Here is a 1,637-nt window from a genome sequence, read left to right as displayed (position 1 = left end):
ACCCCGGCCTGCCCCCTCCACAGCAGGACGAAGCACAGTACGGGCATCCGTAACCGGGCCCGGAGACGAGTACAGGATGCGAAGACGCCCCGCGGCGAGGTCCCTGCCCTAGCCACCGACAGCGCACCGCCGTCGAAACAGCCCAGCAGCAACAACCGTTGACCAACAGCTCCAGGAGGGAGTGCTGGGGGGATGCGAAATGCAAGGCGTGGCCGCTGACAGCTTCGCTAGCTTGGCCAGGTGACATCTTCGATCCACACACATCCCGCGGGAGGGCGGCCGGTATGACATCTACGGCTTCGCTGTTCGCTTGCCGTCCCGCGGACGTGACTCTGGAGCGCGTGCGTGACCTGGTTGCCATCGGCCAGCCCGAGAGCCTGACCTTGGAGTACAAGGAGAAATACACCGCCAAGATCCAGACCTCGGTTGCGGCGATGGCCAACAGCTACGGGGGCCTCATCCTGGTCGGTGTCACCGAGCGCAACGTCGACGACCGGATCATCGGCGTGCCCGAGGACACGATCGTCCAGATCGTCAACGGCTGCCATCAGATGCTGGAGCCGCCCTGGGTTCCTGAGATCATCCCCGTCCCTCTGCCAGAGACCGACGGCCGGATGATCCTGGTCGTCCGCGTAGACCCGGCGAAGGCCACGCGCCCGCTTCTGATCCAGGGGGCCGCTCCGATCCGGTTGCACGGCCGCAACGCGGTGGCCGACCGCGCAGGGCTCATACGGCTGATCAACGAGACCGCGCCCCAGGCCCTGCCCGCCGGACTGCGGTTGCCGCCAGCCGACCTGGACACGCCGAGCGCCGACTTCCTTGTGCGTACGGGGATGTGCGTTCCGGTCGACGCGTCGGCCACATGGCGCCCGCTGTCGGAGCGCGGCGTGCAGGCCTTCGCCGACGCGCTGAACAACTCCCCTCTGCACCATGCCCTATTCCGCTGGTGCGCATCGATCGGCGAAGGCGGCATGAACCCCTTCCACCGGTCTGGCTTCAACCGGGCCCGCAAGGTCCGGCTGTTGTGGCAGGGCGGCTCCGATGGAGCGTCGGCCTACCCGTTGGAGGCTGTTGCCAGGATCGACCTGCCGGATGCCTACGGGGCCACCGTCTCGCACCTGCAGGTCACCGTGGAAGTCCTCGCACGCTTCCGCCACGCCTTTGGCCGCGCCGCGCCCCTGCCTGTTGCCCGCCTGCACGAGCTGATCGACGCCCTGGCAGCCGCACTGGTCGATGACGGGGTCACCGAAGCGCTCGCCGCTCTGGCAGGTGTCGATCCTCTCGTGATGCCCCAGCCACTTAGCCTGGACTTCCTCAGCAGGACGGACATGCCGGACCTGCTCGCCGGGAACGGACTGGCCTCGGTGCCAAACGCTGGCACATCCCGAGGAGCCAACCTGCTCGCTGACCCGGGCGTCGACCAGCGCGACCCAGCGGAGCGCCGCACACTCGTCGACAGCTGGCTCCAACAGATCAGCCTGGACGCCGGCCTGCTCGGCATGGAGAAGGTCCTAGTAGGGTTTGGTCAGGTTCGTAGTGGTGTGGGTATGTCTCGGTGGCAGGTGGGGCAGGCGCCGGTCCAGGTGGCGAGGAGGGTCTGCAGTTCTCGGACCACTTGGTAGAGGCTCAGACCTGCA

Annotated in this window: 1 protein-coding gene; it reads left to right on the top strand. The window is 67.4% G+C overall.

Annotated features, from left to right (window positions below; genetic code table 11):
* Positions 1-341: 341 nt before the first annotated feature.
* Positions 342-1,622, top strand: a complete 1,281-nt coding sequence (locus EHS43_RS44100) for a helix-turn-helix domain-containing protein (RefSeq protein ID WP_185806673.1) — start codon at positions 342-344, stop codon at positions 1,620-1,622.
* Positions 1,623-1,637: the final 15 nt, after the last annotated feature.

The sequence above is a fragment of the Streptomyces sp. RP5T genome, assembly GCF_003933965.1.
Lineage (GTDB): Bacteria > Actinomycetota > Actinomycetes > Streptomycetales > Streptomycetaceae > Streptomyces.
Note: the sequence above shows the minus strand (reverse complement) of the source record. Positions and strands in the feature narration are given on the sequence as shown.